At 72.4% G+C, this 16,561-nt stretch carries 16 protein-coding genes; 11 read left to right on the top strand and 5 right to left on the bottom strand.

Annotated elements, in window-relative coordinates; genetic code table 11:
• Positions 1-17 precede the first annotated feature (17 nt).
• From ACTMTJ_RS22840 to ACTMTJ_RS22825, 4 genes are all read left to right on the top strand, one after another.
• Complete coding sequence (locus ACTMTJ_RS22840; protein WP_441219735.1) at positions 18-140, top strand: VOC family protein; 123 nt, start codon at positions 18-20, stop codon at positions 138-140.
• Positions 141-429: 289 nt separating this feature from the next.
• A complete protein-coding gene (locus ACTMTJ_RS22835; RefSeq protein ID WP_441219728.1) occupies positions 430-765 on the top strand; it encodes a PadR family transcriptional regulator in 336 nt (111 codons plus the stop codon).
• Positions 762-1,721, top strand: a complete 960-nt coding sequence (locus ACTMTJ_RS22830) for a permease prefix domain 1-containing protein (protein ID WP_441219727.1) — start codon at positions 762-764, stop codon at positions 1,719-1,721. The genes ACTMTJ_RS22835 and ACTMTJ_RS22830 overlap by 4 nt, the downstream gene beginning before the upstream one ends.
• 14 nt (positions 1,722-1,735) lie before the next feature.
• Positions 1,736-2,695: an NAD(P)-dependent alcohol dehydrogenase gene (locus ACTMTJ_RS22825; protein WP_441219726.1), complete on the top strand. Its 960-nt coding sequence runs from the start codon at positions 1,736-1,738 to the stop codon at positions 2,693-2,695.
• On the opposite strand, the gene ACTMTJ_RS22820 is transcribed toward ACTMTJ_RS22825, so the two are convergent.
• On the bottom strand, positions 2,679-4,340 hold the full coding sequence (locus tag ACTMTJ_RS22820) for an ArnT family glycosyltransferase (RefSeq protein ID WP_441219725.1): 1,662 nt from the start codon (positions 4,338-4,340) through the stop codon (positions 2,679-2,681). The two genes, ACTMTJ_RS22825 and ACTMTJ_RS22820, sit on opposite strands and share 17 nt — an antisense overlap.
• A gap of 60 nt (positions 4,341-4,400) precedes the next feature.
• On the opposite strand from ACTMTJ_RS22820, the gene ACTMTJ_RS22815 reads away from it, so the two are divergent.
• From ACTMTJ_RS22815 to ACTMTJ_RS22805, 3 genes are read left to right on the top strand one after another with little or no spacing between them, the layout of a single operon-like run.
• The gene (locus ACTMTJ_RS22815; protein WP_441219724.1) at positions 4,401-6,026 is read left to right on the top strand and encodes a DUF885 family protein; all 1,626 of its coding nucleotides are present in this window, start codon (positions 4,401-4,403) and stop codon (positions 6,024-6,026) included.
• A 1-nt stretch (position 6,027) separates the two neighbouring features.
• Entirely contained in the window at positions 6,028-6,525 is a 498-nt protein-coding gene (locus ACTMTJ_RS22810) for a SigE family RNA polymerase sigma factor (RefSeq protein ID WP_441219723.1), read from the top strand.
• Complete coding sequence (locus ACTMTJ_RS22805) at positions 6,515-7,780, top strand: hypothetical protein (RefSeq protein WP_441219722.1); 1,266 nt, start codon at positions 6,515-6,517, stop codon at positions 7,778-7,780. The genes ACTMTJ_RS22810 and ACTMTJ_RS22805 overlap by 11 nt, the downstream gene beginning before the upstream one ends.
• 51 nt (positions 7,781-7,831) lie before the next feature.
• Here ACTMTJ_RS22805 and ACTMTJ_RS22800 read toward each other — a convergent pair whose 3' ends face one another.
• Positions 7,832-9,460, bottom strand: a complete 1,629-nt coding sequence (locus ACTMTJ_RS22800; RefSeq protein WP_441219721.1) for a metallophosphoesterase family protein — start codon at positions 9,458-9,460, stop codon at positions 7,832-7,834.
• Positions 9,461-9,534: 74 nt separating this feature from the next.
• Between ACTMTJ_RS22800 and ACTMTJ_RS22795 the strand changes: the two genes are divergently transcribed.
• Positions 9,535-10,632: a M20 family metallopeptidase gene (locus ACTMTJ_RS22795; protein WP_441219720.1), complete on the top strand. Its 1,098-nt coding sequence runs from the start codon at positions 9,535-9,537 to the stop codon at positions 10,630-10,632.
• 544 nt (positions 10,633-11,176) lie between these two features.
• On the opposite strand, the gene ACTMTJ_RS22790 is transcribed toward ACTMTJ_RS22795, so the two are convergent.
• Positions 11,177-11,587 carry an META domain-containing protein gene (locus tag ACTMTJ_RS22790; protein WP_441219719.1) on the bottom strand — a complete coding sequence of 137 codons (411 nt, stop codon included), beginning with the start codon at positions 11,585-11,587 and terminating at the stop codon, positions 11,177-11,179.
• A 58-nt stretch (positions 11,588-11,645) separates the two neighbouring features.
• On the opposite strand from ACTMTJ_RS22790, the gene ACTMTJ_RS22785 reads away from it, so the two are divergent.
• Positions 11,646-12,827, top strand: coding sequence for an MFS transporter (locus tag ACTMTJ_RS22785; RefSeq protein ID WP_441219718.1), 1,182 nt, complete (start codon positions 11,646-11,648; stop codon positions 12,825-12,827).
• Here ACTMTJ_RS22785 and ACTMTJ_RS22780 read toward each other — a convergent pair.
• Positions 12,811-13,230 carry a VOC family protein gene (locus tag ACTMTJ_RS22780; protein ID WP_441219717.1) on the bottom strand — a complete coding sequence of 140 codons (420 nt, stop codon included), beginning with the start codon at positions 13,228-13,230 and terminating at the stop codon, positions 12,811-12,813. The two genes, ACTMTJ_RS22785 and ACTMTJ_RS22780, sit on opposite strands and share 17 nt — an antisense overlap.
• An 83-nt stretch (positions 13,231-13,313) precedes the next feature.
• Here ACTMTJ_RS22780 and ACTMTJ_RS22775 point away from each other — a divergent pair, with 83 nt between their 5' ends.
• Positions 13,314-14,837: a pectate lyase family protein gene (locus tag ACTMTJ_RS22775; protein ID WP_441219716.1), complete on the top strand. Its 1,524-nt coding sequence runs from the start codon at positions 13,314-13,316 to the stop codon at positions 14,835-14,837.
• Positions 14,838-14,932: 95 nt separating this feature from the next.
• Entirely contained in the window at positions 14,933-15,604 is a 672-nt protein-coding gene (locus ACTMTJ_RS22770; protein WP_441219715.1) for a uridylate kinase, read from the top strand.
• Here the strand turns inward: ACTMTJ_RS22770 and ACTMTJ_RS22765 are convergent.
• Positions 15,514-16,551 (bottom strand): LysR family transcriptional regulator, encoded by a 1,038-nt coding sequence (locus ACTMTJ_RS22765; RefSeq protein WP_441219714.1) that lies wholly within the window; start codon positions 16,549-16,551, stop codon positions 15,514-15,516. The genes ACTMTJ_RS22770 and ACTMTJ_RS22765 overlap by 91 nt on opposite strands.
• Positions 16,552-16,561 lie beyond the last annotated feature (10 nt).

Raw genomic sequence — 16,561 nt, 5'->3', positions numbered from 1 at the left:
CGGAGCGCCGGGCGCGGATCGAGGCAGTCGGAAACCAGCTCGTAGCTGCTGGCGGGTCGATCTACCGCCGCGTCGACGACGACGAAGGGTTCTGGCTGATCATGCAGGACCCGGAAGGCAACGAGTTCTGCGTCAACTGATCGACCCGCTGCACCCCTTCACACCGGGCCCACAAGCGGCGTGGACCACAGCCTGGCCGCATTGGGACGCCCCACCCGATCGACGTGGCCGAGGTCGCCGGGACACCTCGCCGGCGACCCAGCTCTGAGCCCAGGCGTCGAGGCACCCAGACTCCCGCCGGTCACCGAGCCGACGCCATCCAGGCCGACACCCGCCACCGTCCACCCCGACCCACAGCCGCACAGCGTCGGGTGGGTCACAGTGATGTGTGGGTTGCATTGGTGTGTGGCGCACAGTATCGTGTGATGCATGCTCGACGATGAACTGCTTTCGACGCACCTCCAGGAGCTGCGTCGCGGCACCGTGGTGCTTGCCTGCCTGCTCATCCTGCGCAAGCCCAACTACGGCTACGCCCTGCTCGACCTGCTCGAGCGGAGCGGCTTCGCCGTCGACGCCAACACGCTGTATCCGCTGCTGCGCCGGCTGGAGAAGCAGGGCCTGCTCACCAGCGACTGGAACACCGACGAGTCCCGGCCGCGCAAGTTCTACCGCACCAGTGACCTGGGCGGGGAGCTCGCGGACACGTTGAGCCACGACTGGGACGAGCTGCACGCCGCGTTCCGCACCCTGAAGGGCGAGTCATGACGACCACCACGACCACGACGCTGACCGACCGCTACATCGACGCGATCCTCCGCCGCGTGCCGAGCCGGCAGCGGCCCGACATCGAGCGCGAGCTGCGTACCTCGATCGCCGACGCCATGGACGACCGGCTCGAAGCCGGCGCCGAGCCGGCGGAGGCAGAGGTGGCGGTGCTCACCGACCTGGGCGACCCGGCCCGGCTGGCCGCCGGCTACGCGGACCGCCCGCTCCACCTGATCGGCCCCGCGCACTTCCTCGACTACACCCGCCTGCTGGGCGTGCTGCTCATTACCGTGGTGCCCACGGTGGCGGCGGTGGTGGGGCTGCTGCGGGCGGTCGACGGTGACAGCGCCTCCGCGATCGCCGGTGACGCGGTCGGCTCGGCGCTCACCGCCGGCTTCCACGTCGCCTTCTGGACCACGCTCGTCTTCGCGGCCTTCGAGCGCGTCCCCGCACTCAAGCCGCTGCCGATTCCGAAGTGGACACCGGCGGCGCTGCCCGAGCCGGTCAGCCGCCGCTCGCGATACGCGGAGATGATCGCCGGCACGGTGGCGATGGTGTTGTTCACCTCGCTGATCCTGATCTCGCCGGCGCTCCGGATCAAGACGGACGCCGCCGGCGAACCGATCGGGGCGCTCGACCCCTGGCTGTGGGACACCGGTCTGATCTACGTCTTCGTGGGCCTGCTCGTCATCGCCCTGGGCTTCAACTTCGCCACGTACTACTACGCGCGGCCCAGCGTGCCGATCGCGGTCGGCCGGGCGGTCGCCGACATCGCCACCGGGCTGACGCTCATCTGGTTCGCGGCGAACGACCACATCCTCAACCCCGCCTTCGTCGAGGCGGCCGGCTGGTCGTCCGACGTGGCCAAGTGGACCAACGGGGCCATCGTCGCCACCTGCGTCGCCTCGCTGCTCAGCACCGTCATCACCGCCGTCCGCGAATACCGCCAGCGTTGAGGGAGAAGAGAGACATGAAGGCCATCGTCTACGACCGGTACGGCCCGCCCGAGGTGCTGCGCTACGCGGACGTGGAGCGGCCGAGCCCGAAAGCCGGTGAGGTGCTCGTCCGGGTACGCACCGCCTCGCTCAACTTCGGCGACCGGGCCGCCATGCGCGGCGAGCCCCACGCGATCCGGCTGGTCATGGGCCTGCGCCGGCCCCGGGCAAACGTCCTGGGCCGGGCGGTCGCCGGCACCGTCGAGGCGGTCGGGCCCGGTGTGACCGGCTTCAAGCCCGGCGAAGACGTCTTCGGCGAGGTCAACCAGCGGGGCTTCGCGGAGTACACGGTGGCGAAGGAGAAGCACCTCGCGGCCAAGCCGGTCGAGGTGTCGTTCGCGCAGGCGGCCACGCTGCCGGTCGCGGCCAACACCGCGCTTCAGGGCATCCGCCTCGGCGGGGTGGGTGCGGGCACGCGGCTGCTGGTCAACGGCGCGTCCGGCGGGGTCGGCACGTTCGCGGTGCAGATCGCCAAGGCGCTCGGCGCGCACGTCACCGCCACGTGCGGCGCCCGCAACGCCGAGCTCGTGCGCTCGATCGGCGCGGACGCCGTGGTCGACTACACCACCAGGCTCAGCGATCTCTTCGACGTCGTGTTCGACCTGCGGGGCGACAAGCCGCTGGCCGCGATGCGCCAGGTGCTCGCGCCCAAGGGCATGTACATCTCGTCCTTCGGCGGCGGCGGAAACCTCCTCGGCCCGATGCCGCGCCTGATCGGCATGATGGTGAAGGCGCCGTTCGTGTCGCAGCGGCTGCGCCCGCTCGTCGCCACGCCCAAGGGCGACGAGCTGGCCGAGCTCGGCGCGATGGTCGCCGCCGGCACGCTCAGCCCGGTCATCGAAGAGGAACGCCCGCTGAGCGAGGCCGCCGCCGCCATCCGCCACATCGAGCAGCATCACGCGATCGGCAAGTTCGTCCTCAGCGTCGGTAAATAGTGATCGAGTGCCCCACTGAGTCGATCGGCTCGCTCGTGCGGATCAGCTCCGCGAGCGGGCCGGTGGCCTTGGCGATCGAGCTGTCCGACACGACGAGCAGCCCGCGCACCTCCCCCGCCGGCACGGCCAGCGGATCGGACGCCGTTATGCCGTACCACGACGGCACGCCGCTTCCTTTGTAGACAAGCCAGATCCGCTCCCCCGCGTAGCGGGCGCGGAGCCGGTCGGCCAGCCGCCCCAGGTCCTGCCCCCAGTCCACATTGGAGTCGTGCAGGTGCTCGTGGGTTCGGGCCGGGCCGCCGAAGGCCTCGTTCGAGTACGGCAGGTAGTACGGGAACGCGCGCAGCGAGCTGACCGCCACGAAGAGCACCAGCAGCCCGGCGCCGACCCGGGCCCACCGCCACCGCACGACCAGCACGGCGGCCGCGGCGACGGCGAGGAAGACCGGCACCACCAGCGCGTACCGGGTGCCGAAGCTGCGCGTGCCGGTCATCGCGACGGCGAGCAGCACGCCGGTCGGCACCAGCAGGTACGGGGCGGCCGGTCGCAGCCGAGGCACCGCGAGCAGCGTCACGGAGCCGGCGAACCACAGCGCCATCGCGCCGAGCGGAGACTTCACGAGCAGCGCGGCGGGCAGGTAGTACCAGCGGCCGCCGGTGAACACCTCACCGAAGAGGTAGCCGCTCCACCGCCCGTCCTCGAACCCGAACTGGATGCGCATCCCGTCCCGGTACGCCTCCGGGAGCGGCAGCAGGCCGGCGACGAGCCCGCGCAGGCCGCCGCTGGCCGGCACGTCGGGCGGCGGCACCCAGCCCAGCCGCGGGTCGACGGCCAGGTAGCTCACCCACACCACGGCCACCGCGATCACCGCCGCGCCGGCCGCCGCCCCGACACCCCACGCCGCGGCACGCCAGCTCCGCCCGCCCGCGGACCACACCGACAGGACCACAAGCAAAAGCAGCACGGGTACGAGGGGAAGAGCACTCATCTTGGTCGCCAGTCCCGCCCCGAGAGCGAGAGCGGCGAGTGGCACGTAGAGCCAGGGGCGCTGCCGCGCCCGCCAGACAAGCCACACCGAGGTCAGCAGGAACCCGACCGTGGGCATGTCCAGCGTCGCCAGCGAACCGTGCGCGATGACGTCCGGCGAGAAGGCATACAGGGCGAGCGCGACGAGCCCGCCCAGCGGCCCGGCGACGTCGCGGGCGAAGGCCAGCACCACAAGCCCGAAGAGCAGCGTCAGCACGATCACCGGCAGGCGGGCGAGCAACATCAGCCGCCACGCGTCGTAACCGGACTCGTACAGCAGGTGGCGACCGAGGGCGGTCTGGTCGCCCTGGAAGCCGGGATCGATCTCGGCTCCGGAAAACGCCAGCCCAGCGCCGATCAGCAGCTTGCCGAGCGGCGGGTGCTCCGGGTTGTACCGGAGGCTGTGCTCCTGGACCTGCCAGACGGCCGTCGCGACGTAGACCGGCTCGTCGATCGTCGGGGTCTGCTGGACGGCCGCGGTCACCATCGCGACCGCCATCTGCCCGAGGATCAGGGCCACCACCAGCGGATACAGCCATCGCCGTATCCGCACCGGCACCGTCAGCCGACTCCCGTCGGGTCCGGCTGCCGGCGTGGGCGGTGCCGTCGCCGTCGTCATCGTCACACTCTAGATACGGCCGGGCTGGCAGCATGTGTTCAACGAAACGGGGAGGCAACAGTGAGGCTGGAGGCGCTGGCGGAGGAGTTCTGGGCGTGGCGGCTGTCCGCCCAGCCGGACTCGTCCGACGACATCACCCGGGTGGAGCGGCCGGCGGGCTGGGTCGCCGACTGGTCCGCGGCGGCCATCGCCGAGCGCCGGGAGGCCGCCCGGGAGTTCGCCGACCGGCACGCGGCGATCGACCTCGCCGGGGCACCCCTCGCCGAGCAGGTCGACGGCCGCCTCCTCGGCTCGGCGATCGCGCGGGCGCACTGGGAGCTCGAGCTGCTCCGCGGCTGGGAGCGCAACCCGTGCTTCTACCTCGACCAGGCGCTCGTGCCGGTCTTCAACCTGCTGCTGGTGCCGCCACCGGTCGACACGGCCACGCTCGCCGCCATGCTGCGGCGGGTGCCCGTCCTGCTCGGCCAGGCCCGCGACAACCTCGGCGAGCGCGCGGCAGCCCCGCTCGCCGCGTACGCGCTGCGCCTGCTCGCGGACGCCCCGGACGGGCTGCGCGCGGCGATGGACGCGCTGCCCGGCGGGCCGGACCTAGTCGAGGCGACCGGCGAGGCGGCCGAGGCGCTCGGCGGGTTTCGCGAGTGGCTCACCGGCGAGCTGCCCGGGTTCACCGGCCCGGCGGCGGTGGGTCCGGAGGCGTTCGCGTACTTCCTGCACCGGGTGGCCCTGCTGCCCTACCCGGCGGCGCGGCTGCGCGAGATGGGCCGGCAGGAGTGGGACCGCGCGGTGGCGCTGGAGGCGATCCTGCGCCGCCGCCACCGCGGCGCGCCGGTTGCCGCCGTGGCCGCCGACCCGGCCGCGCTGGTCGAGCGGCAGCGCGACGGCGAGGCGGAGGTGCGCCGCTTCTACGCGGAGCGCGGCCTGCTCAGCCAGCCGGAGGAGCTGCGCCACTACCGGTTCGCGCCGATCCCCGACTACCTCGCCCGGCTGGAGTGGCTGGGCGTGGCGCACTACGCCGGCTCGGCGAGCCGGTGGAACGACGACGCGGTGCGGTACGTCCCGCCGCCCCGCGACGACCTGCCGTACTTCGCACTCGCGGCGGCCCGCGATCCGCGCACGGCCATCGCGCACGAGGGCGTGCACGCGCAGCAGCTCGCGCTCTCCTGGACGCATCCCGCCCCGGCCCGCCGCCGCTATTACGACTCGACGCCCAACGAGGGCATCGCCTTCTACAACGAGGAGCTGATGCTCCACTCAGGACTCTTCGACGGCGCGCCGGCCAGCGCCGAGTTCGTGGCCAACGCGATGCGGCTGCGGGCGCTGCGGGTCGAGGTGGACGTCGCGCTGGCGCTGGGCGAGCTGACCCTCGACGAGGTCGCCGACCGCCTGGCCGCGCTGGTGCCGATGGACCGCCAGACCGCGTGGGAGGAGGCGGCCTTCTTCACCGGCAACCCGGGCCAGGCGCTCAGCTACCAGATCGGCAAGCTTCAGATCCACGACCTGCTCGCCGTGGCCCAGCGCCGGGACGGCGACGCGTTCGACCTCATGGCCTTCCACGACCGGCTGTGGCGTGAGGGAAACGTGCCGCTCGCGCTCCAGCGGTGGGAGCTGCTCGGCGACCGCGCGCACCTCGACGAAGCCGATGCCCTGGCGGACGGAACCGATCGGGGGTCCGGCGCGACCAGCTAGCGTGACGACGTCGGCAGTGGAGCCCGAGACGGGCCGAAACGCGTTGGACGACTTCGACGCGGCTTACCAGACGCACTACGACGGCATGATCCGTCTGGCGTACGTGATCACCGACAGCATGGCGGCCGCCGAAGACATCGTGCAGGAGGCGTTCGTCGAGCTGTACCGGCGCTGGCCGGAGGTCCGTGACCCGCGGGGCTGGCTGCACACCGTGGTGGTCAACCGGTCGCGGTCGTGGTGGCGGCGGCTGATCGTGGCCCGCCGGCACGTGGCACGCGGCTCCCCCGTGGAGTCGACACCGTCGGCGGAGGACGGCACCGCCGTACGCCAGGCGCTGCTCGCGCTCAACCGCCGCCAGCGGGCCGCCGTCTTCCTCCGCTTCTACCTGGACCTGCCCGAGCAGGCGATCGCCGACGCGCTCGGCTGCCGCCCTGGCACGGTCAAGTCCCTCCTCCACCGCGCGCTCGCGACCCTGAGGGAGCACCTCGATGACGACTGAGCCACTGCGCGACCGGAACGAGCGGGTGCGGGCCGCCGTCCGGAGCCACATCGCCACCCTGCCGGTACCCCCGCCAAACCTGGCCCGGATCGTGGCGCGAGCGGAAGGCGGCGGGCGACCCCGGCGGCGCTCGGGTTGGGTCGTCCAGGCCGTCGCGGCCGCGGTGGCCGTGGTGGTCTGCGGCACGGTGACCGCGGCGGTGACGCTGGCCAGGCCGGAGACCCGCCACGGCGTCGCGCCGCTGTACTCGTTCTCGCCCGACAAGGTCCCCGACTTCGCGAAGCTGCCGGGGCCGGAGGCGGTCTGGCCGGGCGCGGTCCGCCAGCTGCCCGAGAGGCTGCCCGACGGGTCGGACTACACCGTCGCGGACACGACGGAGGGCGACGACGTGCTGGTCGTCCCGCTGGGCCGGGCGGCCGGACCGCTGCTCTTCAACCCGGACAGCGGCGCCATCCGCGGCGTGGCGACCGCCTCCGTGACGGACGGCCTCAACCAGCCTCGGGTCACCTCGGCCCGGGTGGCCGGCGACCGGGTGGTCTGGTTTCTGGAGGGGCGGCGAAACGGCCGGATCGCGCGGGAGGCGTGGCTGGCGCCGGTGGCCGGCGGCGAGGCGACGAAGCTCGCCAACCTCCCGGCCGTCAGCGGGACCGCGGTGCTGGCCGGCGACGCGATGATCTGGGAGGAGTACGGGCCGGGCCAGGGCAAGGACGACGTGAAGATCCGCCGGCTGCCGCTGGACGGCGGGCCGGTCGCCGACGTGCCGGGATCGCGCGGGTACTGGCTCTCCACCATCCCGGGTTGGATCACCACGCAGTACCCGGGCACGCCGTTCGGGGAGCCGGAACGCACCGGCGAGCTGATCGACGTCGCCACCGGAAAGCGGTACCGGTGGAAGGCGAACGAGGAGATGGTGGCGACCGTCGCATGTGGATCCACCTGGTGCGCCGGCGGGACCGTCGGCGAAGAGGCCGCGATCCAGAACCTCGACGGCAGCGGCTTCGTCGCGCTGAAGTCGCGCGGCGGTTTCGAGCCCGGGTACGAAGGGCGGCTCGCGATCGGCCCGATCGGCGAGCGGTGGGTGGTCTGGGACCGGGTCACCGGCCGGGCCGCGGTGATCGAGCGGAAGCGCTTTGACGACCCGTTCGCCCGGCAGTCGGAGCTCCTGATGGAGGGCATGCGGTCGCGCTCGACGGTGCAGGTCTGGCAGGCCCCCGACGGCACGTACAAGATGCTGGACCTGAAACGGCTGTGGTGACGGAGAACGGCCCCGCCCGGGGACCTCGGGCGGGGCCGTCTCGGCGGCGGGTCAGCGGCGGGCGGCCGGGTTGGCCACCTCCAGCTCGTTGATCTGCTCGCCGGTGAGCACGTCGAAGGCGCGCAGGACCGTGCGGTCCGGGTACACGGCCACGGTCAGCACGCCCGGCGACTCGGGCCGGTCGGTGGCGGAGTCCTCGTCCCACGGGTCGTCCGGGCTGGGCGCGAACTCCATCGCCAGCGCGCCGGTGTTGACCGCGGTGTAGCCGTCCGGGTGCCCGCCCTGCGTGACCACCTGGGCGGCCCAGTCCCGCCGGTACGGCGACCAGTGGGTATGGCCGCTCAGGAAGATCACGTTCGGGTACTTCCCGACGATCGCCTCGATCTCGAAGTCGCGCGGGCCGTTCTCGTAGAAGTTGCCGTACGTGCCCGAGACCGTCCACTCGAACGGGTAGTGGCGCATCACCAGCACCTGCTTGCCCTTGGCCGACCAGTACGCGAGCCGCTGGGCGAGGAACGCCATCTGCGCGTCGCTGACGTCCTGCTTCTCGTCCTCCGCTACGCCGCCCTCCTCGCCGATCACGACGAGTGGCACGCCGCCGACGACCTTCTCGTAGTACGGCTTGTCGATCTTCGCGCCCCACTGGTTGGCCCAGGTCAGGAAGTTGTCGACCTGCTGCTCCTTGGTCAACACCCGGCTGCGCACGTCGTGGTTGCCGATCGCCGGGTACACCGGGGGCAGCTTGTGGCCGGCGAACGCGGCGCTCACGTCCGCGTACTCCTGGACCTGCTGCTCCTGGGTCTGCTCGCGCGGCCCGCTGATGATGTCGCCGACGACGATCAGCCCCTTCGCGGCCGGCGCCTCGCGGCGCAGCAGGTCGAGCGCGCCGCCGGTGTACGGCAGCCCCTCCACCTGGATGTCGCTGAGCACCTGGAACGTGACCGGCTTGGCGTGGCGGGCCAGCGCCGGCAGCGGCGTGCGGACCACCACGTCGTCCACCGCCCAGAACATCTGCGGGCGGTTGTTGCTGTACCCGAAGCGGATCACCGCGCTGCGTGCCCGGCTCGGCACCTCGACCCGGATCACCTCCTGGCCGGAGATGACGTCGCCGCCGCCGTTCGCGCTGATCCGGGCCGCCGAGTAGCGCAGGATCTCCTTCTCCGCGCCGCCGTCGAAGGCCACCGTCACCCGACCGACGGCCTTGTGCGCCTGCCGCCAGTGCGAGGAGAAGACGAGCTCGACCGCGCGCTTGCCGCTGACCGGGACACCGGGGCTGGTCAGCGTGCTGTTGACCGGGTGGTCGCCGTCGACCGCGGCGCCCTTGGCCACGGCGACGCCGTTGTCGGCGACCGCGAGCACGCCCCGGGAACGGGAGAACTGCTGGCGCCCGTCGAGGAAGCAGCGCTGGTCCAGCGGCCGGTCCTGCTCCGGGTCGCAGCCCACGCCGGCCGGCGCGGCGGCGGCGAACCAGTCGTCCCGTTGCGCGAACGTCCAGCCGCGCCATCCGGCGGGCGTGCCGTCGGTCTGCACCGACCAGGCGCCGCGGGCGCCGTCGAAGTCGCCGCGCCAGAGCGTCTGCCGCACCGGCTGGCCGTGCCCGTTGCCGCCCGCTTCCGCGGCCGTGGGCAGGAGAACGAGCGCCGCGGCGGCCGCGGCGAGCAAATGTCTCGGGTGTGCCATGGACACACCCTGGCCAAGTTGATCAAATATCCGGTGAACGCCACGCTCTGGCCGGATGAGGGCACGATGGTGGGGTGGAACTAGAGGATTTTCTCGCCGCGGCCGAAGAGCTGCTCACCGTACCGTCAACCGCCGACCGGCCGGAGGAGCTCAAGCGGGCGGTCGAGTTCGTCGTCGACTTCGTCGGGCTCGGATTCGAAGTGGAGTGGTTCGAGTCGAGCGGCGTACCCTCGGCGCTGCTCCACCACGGACCAGCGCGGCGCGACTTCCGGGTGGTGCTCAACGCGCACCTCGACGTCGTCCCGGCCACGCCCACCCAGTTCACGCCGCGGCGCGAGGGCGACCGGCTGTACGCGCGCGGCGCGCAGGACATGAAGATCACCGCGCTGGCGCAGGCACTCGCGTTCCGGGAGACCGCCGCCACCCTGCCGTACCCGCTGGCGCTCCAGCTCGTCTCGGACGAGGAGGTGGGCGGGCGCGACGGCACCGGACATCAGCTGGAGCAGGGCGTCACCGGCGAGTTCGTGGTGATCGGCGAGCACAGCCGGCTCGACATCGTGGCCGACTCCAAGGGCCTGGCCCACGCCCGCCTGCACGCGACCGGCCACAGTGGTCACGGCGCGTACCCGTGGCTCGGCGACAACGCCCTGCTCAAGCTCGTACGTACGGTCACCCGCCTGACCGAGCGCTATCCGGTGCCGGCGGCGGAGGCGTGGCAGACGACGATCAACGTGGCCCGGATCGAGACGCCCAACCGGGCGTTCAACCAGATCCCCGCCGAGGCCGAGGCGTGGCTGGACATCCGCTTCCCCACGGAGGACACCGACCTGGCCGGCGCGGACGCCGGCGCGATCACCGCGCACCTCGCCGCCTTCTGCGAGCCGGGCGTGACCGTGGCGGTCGACCACGTGGACGCGCCGCACCACGCCGACCACGACCGGCCCGAGATCGCCCACCTGCGGGACGCCGCGCGCGAGCAGGGCTACGGCGGCGCGTTCCTCTACAAGCACGGCGCGGGCGACGGCCGGTTCTACTCCGCACGCGGCATCCCGGCGGTGGCGTTCGGCGTGGGCGGGCACGGCCAGCACGGCCCGGACGAGTACGCGGAGATCTCCACGATCGCGCCCTACCACGCGGCGCTCGTGTCGTTCCTGCGCCGCCTCGCGACCTAGAGGGGTTTCGGGGTCAGGGCCGCCGCCCGCCGTGGCGTTTCTTCGAGGCGTATTTGCCCACGTCCGCGTCAGCGCGGACCGTATGCTCCCGCGGGCACCGCTCCCGGCCGGCGGCTCGCAGCGCTCGCCGAAACCCCCGGCCCTCCACTGCCAGGCCCGCGAGACAAGCCCCGAAGGGCGGGCTTTCGCGGCCCCTGCGCCATCCCGACGCAGCGTCACCAACCCACCAGGGGCGAGACTTCGAGATCGCTCACACCGCCGCAGCGGTCACTCGCGGCGACGAAACCCCCGTCGCTTTCCCGGATCGGCGGATCCGAGAACAGACATTGTGGACAAACATCGACCACCGCCAGGCGCGAGCTCGATCCACCCCCCGCCGGTTGCGCACCGGGGTGCGCGACCAACGGCGGACGGGTGAGGCCGCGGGAGCAACGGTCTGGACCACGACGCACGTCGCGGTAGCTCAAAATCTCTGTCTAAATAGGGCGGTCGAACCCCGACTCCGATAGGTCTCTAGATCATTAGCTCGATGCCCAACGGTGTGTCAGGGCAGGTCGGCGGCGCGCAGTGTGAGGGAGCGGCCCTCGGGGCGGGTCAGGGTGAGCGTGTCGCCGTCGACCACGGCGGTCAGCTCGCCGTCGTCGAGGACCCACTGCATCCGCATCTCCAGCCACTCCGGGTAGTTGGAGCAGCCGCGCTTGGTCGTGCCCATCTCGGTGAGCGCGACCGTGCCGTCGCCGACGGCGGCGTAGCCGCTGATCCAGTTGCAGCCGGTGAAGCCGGTGATCTCGCCGCCGGTCATCTCCACGTACGCCTCAGGCGTGGCGGGGATGGGCGTGGTGCCGGCGCTGTCGGTGACCGACTCGATGACCCAGTGGGTGTCTTCGACGGGCGGGGCGGTGGCTCCGCTCATCGCCAGCACCATGCCCACAGTGATGCTCGTCAATATAGCCATGTCCCCCATGATGACAGACCGCTGTCCGTTCGAGGGGATGCCCATTCGTCGTGTTGGTATGACCTCCTCCAACGCTATGCGGGCCCGCTGGGCGATCACCGCGGTCTTCGGCGGCAACGGCCTGCTCATCGCGAGCCTCGTGGCGCGCACGCCGCAGCTCAAGCTCGACCTCGACCTCTCCCCCGCCCAGCTCGGGCTGACCAGCGCCGCGTTCGGCGTCGCGGCCGTGGTCGCCATGCAGGGCGCCGGCGCCCTCGCCGCCCGGGTCGGCAGCGGCTGGGTGGTACGGCTGGCGGTCCTCGTGCTGCCGGTCGCGCTGATCGGCATCGGCGGCGCGCCGAGCCTGGTCTCGCTGATGCTCCTGCTGCTCGGGTTCGGGGCGGTACACGGCCTGCTCGACGTGACCATGAACGCGCACGCCGTCGCCGTCGAACGCGTGCTCGGCCGCCCGATCATGAATGGCTGCCACGCCGCGTGGAGCATCGGCGCCGTCGTGGGCTCGCTGGTCGGGTCGGCGGCGGCCCACGCGGGCACGTCACGGTCACTGCACTACGCGGTACTCGCGGCGGCCCTGCTGCCGGCCGCGCTCGCGTGCGGCCGCCTGCTGCTGCCCGGGTACGCGGACCGGCGCGGCGTCCGGGCCCGCCGGTCGAGCCCGCGGGATGGCTGGAGCCGGCGGATCGTCGTGTTCGGCGCGATGGGTGCCACCGTGCTCACCGTCGAGGCGGCGGTCGCCAACTGGAGCGGCGTCTACCTGCACGAAAACCTCGGCGCGCCGCTCGGCGCCGCGTCGCTGGGCTACCTGGCGTTCACCGCGTGCCAGACCGCCGGCCGCCTCGTCGGGGACCGGCTCCAGGCCGGCCGTGACGCGGCAAAGCTCGTGGTGGCCGGCACGCTCGTCGCGGTGGCGGGACTCGCCGCGGTGGTGCTGAGCCCGTCGCCGGCGGTCGCCGTGGTGGGGTTCGCGGTGGTCGGCGTGGGGCTGGCGACCCCGCTGCCGGTGCTCTTCGGCGTGGTCGGCCACCATGGCGCGGCCGGCGCGGGGGCGGCCGTGGCCGTCGCCCGGTTCAGCACGATGACCTACACGGGGATCCTTGTCGCGCCCGCCGTGATCGGCTGGGTGGCCGAGCTGATCGGTCTCACGTGGACACTCGCCGGCCTGATCCCGTTGCTGGCACTCGTCGCGCGCGCAGCCGCCCCGGCGATCCACCGGGCGCCGCGGCTCACAGCCACTGGATGAGCTCCACCGCGTTGCCGTCCGGGTCGCGGACGAGGGCCGCCCGGACGCCGACGACGTCGAGGTCGGTCGGCGGGAAGAACGCCGGCACCCCGCCGGCGGCCAGCGCCGCGACGGCGGCGTCCACGTCGTCGACCTCCAGCGCGAAGTGGCGGTATCCGGTGATCTGGTACTCCTGCCCCGGATCGGCGGCGACCGCGTGGTGGCCGGCCTTCTCGCCGTCGCCGATGATCTCCATGTAGAACGAGCCCTTGCGCAGGTAGCACATCCGGGCGCCGGGCAGCATGTCCGGCGCGCTCCACTCCTGCGCCACGCTGAAGCCGAAGTGCCGGCAGTACCAGCTCACTGTCTCGTCGTAGCTCTTCGCGATGATCGCCAGGTGGTGGAAGCGGTAGTCCTGCGCCATCCGAACATCTCAGCACAGCACTGCAACATTCCTGCACATCGATTCGCTTGACGTATGGGAAAGGGCTTTCCTAGCGTTGTCCCATGACCCGGAAAGCGCTCCTCGCCGCGGCGGTGGTCGCCGCGCTCGTGTTCGCCGGCGTGCACGCGGCACACGCCGCCACCCTCTTCAGCGCCGACTTCACCGGCGGCGCGAGCGGCTGGACCCGCTCCGGCGGGAGCTGGTCGGTCGTCACCGACGGCTCGGCCGTCTACCGCCAGTCGGGCACCGGCAGCGACGCCCGCGCGCTCGCCGGATCCAGCTCGTGGAGCGACTACACGGTCGAGGCGCGGGTCAAGCCGACCGGCTTCAACGGCACCGCCCGCCACGCCGGGATCATCGCCCGCGCGCAGAGCACAAGCGGTTACTACTACCTCGCGCTCACCAACGCGGGCGAGGTGCGCCTCGGCCGCCGCGGCTCCGGCGGTCACACCACGCTGGCCGCGGCGCCCGCGACGGCCGCGCTCGACACGTGGCACCGGCTGCGTCTCGAAGCGACCGGCACGACGCTGCGCGGATTCCTCAATGGACAGCTGGTCGCGACCGCCACCGACAGCGCGTACGCGTCCGGCTCGGTCGGCCTGGCCACCTACTACGCCAGCGCCTCGTTCGACGACGTGCTGGTGACCGACGCGGCCGGCCCGACACCGACGACGCCCACGCCCGGTGTCACCACCTCGCCACCGCCGCAGCCGCTGCCCGGCCAGCCGGACGGCCACGCCACCGGGACCACCGGCGGCGCGGGCGGCCCCACCGTCACCGTCACCACGGCGGCCGAGCTGGCACAGTACGCGGGCGCCAACACCCCGTACGTCATCCGGGTCGCCGGGCGCATCGCGGTCGACGACATGGTCACGGTGGTCGCCAACAAGAGCATCATCGGCGTCGGCTCCACCGCCGAGATCACCGGCGGCGGTCTCCAGCTGGGCACGACCACGCGCCCCGGTGACAACGTCATCATCCGCAACATCACCTTCCGCGACGCCTCGGACGACTCGATCAGCGTCCACAATGGATCGCACCACGTCTGGATCGACCACAACGACTTCTACCCCGGTTTCGACGGGTCGGTCGACGTCAAACGCCGGTCGACGAACGTGACCGTGTCCTGGAACAGGTTCCACGCCACCGACAAGAGCATGCTGCTCGGGCACTCCGACACGTTCCCCGACGACATCGGCTATCTGAAGGTCACGTACCACCACAACTACTTCGACGGCTCAAACCAGCGACACCCGCGCGTGCGCTTCGGCGAACCGGTCCACGTGTACAACAACTACTACCGCGGCATCGGCCTCTACGGCGTCGCCTCCACGGAAAACGCCGGCGTACTCGTCGAGGCCAACTACTTCGAGGACGTCGCCTTCCCGTGCCACTCGGTCAGCGGCTACGCCGACTCCGCCCCCGGCCGCCTGGCCGAACGCGGCAACGTCTTCGTCCGCTCCGGCCCCTGCGAGAGCGGCGGCGCAGTGGCCGACCCGCGCGCCTACTACGCGTACACGCCGGACAGTGCCAGCGCCGTCCCCGCACTGGTAACCGCCGGCGCGGGGGCGGGCCGCATCTCCTGACGCCGAGAGGGCTCGCCGAGATCCCGACCTCGCCCGTCGTGGTAGCTCGAGGATTTCGCCATGGACGCCGGACGGGGTGCTGGCACAATCGTCGGGTGGGTGAGCGGGACACGGTGTTGGCCGAGTTGGCGCGGGTGGTGCTCGCGGTGGGACGGCCGCACCCGGTGCGGGTGGCGATCGACGGGTGCTCGGCGGCGGGGAAGACGACGATGGCCGACGAGTTGGCGGGGGTGTTGCGGGCGCGCACCGAGCGTGCGGTCATCCGCGCGGGCATCGACTACTTCAAGCGGGCCGTCGCGCTGCGCACCACGTACCCGAAAGGGTCGCCGGAGGGCTACTACCTGGAGTATTGGGATCACGCCGCGATCCGCGACCAGCTGCTTGTCCCGCTGGGGCCGGGTGGCAGCCGGCGATACCGCACCGCAGTGATGGACCTGCCCGCGCTCAACGCCGTCGACGCGCCGGTCGAGGTCGCGCCGGACGACGCCGTGCTGGTGGCCGACGGCGCGTTTCTCCAGCGGCCGGAGCTCGACGCGCTGTGGGATCTGCGGATCTACGTCGACGTGAGCTTCGACGAGGTGCTGCGCCGGGGCATCGCCCGCGACCAGCAGTGGATGGATTCGGCGGAGCAGGCGGAGCACCGCTACCGCACGATGTACATCCCCGGTGAGCGGCGCTACGTCGACGAGGTGCGGCCGCGCGAGCGCGCCGACGTCGTGGTGGGCAACGAGGATCCCGCCGCACCGAGCCTTGTCGTGCGGGTCTGACGGGCCTCGGGCTCGGGCAGCCAGGCGCCGTCGGGTGGGCGTAGCCAGCCAAGCGCGGCCGACAGCCGGTCGACGGCGTCGTGCAACGCGCGCAGGCCGGGATGGTCCAGGTCCGCGCGCCAGACCATCGCCCACGGGTACACCACCGCCGGGCGCACCAGTGGGCGGAGCGCCGCGCCGTCGACGGGCGGCTGGGTGCTCAGGGTCAGGATCGGCGCGTCGCGCAGGTGGAGGTGGTGGGCGAGCTCGTCAGCGCCGTGTACCGGCGGGTGCGCCAGCGCCGGGTCCATCCCCAGCGGACCGAGCAGCTGGCGCATCGCGTCGTCCCAGTCGTGGGTGACGTGGTCGCCGGCGCGGAAGCACACGCCGCTGCCCTCCAGGTCGGCCAGCGGGATCTCGGCGCGGGCCGAGAACGGGTGTCCCGCCGGCAGCAGCACCATGACGGGTTCCAGGCGGACGGGGCGGTGGCGTAGGCCGGCGGAGCGCGCGCCGGGTGCCGTCCAGCGACCGAAGGCCACGTCGATCCGCCCGGCGCGGCCGCTCAGCGTGGCGACCGCGCCGTCGAGCCCCTGGCGTTCGCGGGCGAAGAACTCGACCTCCCGGACCCGGCCGCGGGCCTCGGCCAACACGAGCGACGGCGTCAGGCCGGGGCCGACGACGTCGACCAGCAGCTGTTCGGCCTCGCCGCGCAGGGCGTGCAGGGCCTTGTCGTGGAGGGCGAGCAGCCGCCGCGCGTACCCGAGCAGCTCCTCGCCCGCCGGTGTGAGCGTGACCTGGCGCGTGGTCCGGGTGAAGAGCGGGCGGCCGACCCGGTCTTCCAGGCGCTGGATCTCGCGGCTCAGCGCCTGCTGCGCCACGAAGAGCCGCTGCGCCGCGCGGCTGAAGTGGAGCTCCTCCGCCACCACGACGAACGAGCGCAGCATGCGGATCTCCAGGTCACGGCTCACCGCTTCTTTG

This window comes from Phytohabitans sp. LJ34 (assembly GCF_052068095.1).
In the GTDB taxonomy this organism is placed as follows: domain Bacteria; phylum Actinomycetota; class Actinomycetes; order Mycobacteriales; family Micromonosporaceae; genus Phytohabitans.
The sequence above is the reverse complement of the archived record's forward strand: the minus strand, read 5'-3'. Positions and strand labels throughout refer to the sequence as shown.

Coding starts and splice junctions, on each gene's coding strand:
- ACTMTJ_RS22835 (WP_441219728.1), top strand. CDS start 430: ATGCTCGACGATGAACTGCTTTCGACGCACCTCCAGGAGCTGCGTCGC.
- ACTMTJ_RS22830 (WP_441219727.1), top strand. CDS start 762: ATGACGACCACCACGACCACGACGCTGACCGACCGCTACATCGACGCG.
- ACTMTJ_RS22825 (WP_441219726.1), top strand. CDS start 1,736: ATGAAGGCCATCGTCTACGACCGGTACGGCCCGCCCGAGGTGCTGCGC.
- ACTMTJ_RS22820 (WP_441219725.1), bottom strand. CDS start 4,340: ATGACGACGGCGACGGCACCGCCCACGCCGGCAGCCGGACCCGACGGG.
- ACTMTJ_RS22805 (WP_441219722.1), top strand. CDS start 6,515: ATGACGACTGAGCCACTGCGCGACCGGAACGAGCGGGTGCGGGCCGCC.
- ACTMTJ_RS22800 (WP_441219721.1), bottom strand. CDS start 9,460: ATGGCACACCCGAGACATTTGCTCGCCGCGGCCGCCGCGGCGCTCGTT.
- ACTMTJ_RS22790 (WP_441219719.1), bottom strand. CDS start 11,587: ATGGCTATATTGACGAGCATCACTGTGGGCATGGTGCTGGCGATGAGC.
- ACTMTJ_RS22785 (WP_441219718.1), top strand. CDS start 11,646: ATGACCTCCTCCAACGCTATGCGGGCCCGCTGGGCGATCACCGCGGTC.
- ACTMTJ_RS22780 (WP_441219717.1), bottom strand. CDS start 13,230: ATGGCGCAGGACTACCGCTTCCACCACCTGGCGATCATCGCGAAGAGC.
- ACTMTJ_RS22775 (WP_441219716.1), top strand. CDS start 13,314: ATGACCCGGAAAGCGCTCCTCGCCGCGGCGGTGGTCGCCGCGCTCGTG.